The organism is Zavarzinella formosa DSM 19928 (assembly GCF_000255705.1).
Taxonomy (GTDB): domain Bacteria; phylum Planctomycetota; class Planctomycetia; order Gemmatales; family Gemmataceae; genus Zavarzinella; species Zavarzinella formosa.
This window is the reverse complement of the sequence record NZ_JH636454.1, coordinates 93,332-93,550: the sequence shown is the minus strand read 5'-3', so window position 1 is coordinate 93,550 and position 219 is coordinate 93,332. Positions and strand designations below refer to the sequence as shown.

Here is a 219-nt window from a genome sequence, read left to right as displayed (position 1 = left end):
GTGTCGCGGGCCTTGATCATGAAGGTGACCGGGCCGGAGGGGCGGGTGAGCATCGTGAACGGCGAGGCGGTGACCAGTCCGGCGTGCAGCCGGCCGGCGTCGCCCCAGCTTCGGGACGTGCCCGGTTGGAAGCGGATCAGGTAGCCCGCGAGGTCCTTGTCGGTCACTTCGGTCCAAGAAAGCCGGTCCCCCTCGATCAAAAACGACGTGATGTCGGCC

At 67.6% G+C, this 219-nt stretch carries 1 protein-coding gene; it reads right to left on the bottom strand.

Annotated elements, in window-relative coordinates; translation table 11 throughout:
• A partial coding sequence (locus BGIM_RS66270) for a hypothetical protein (RefSeq protein ID WP_193789093.1) occupies positions 1-219 on the bottom strand: 219 nt, incomplete at both ends.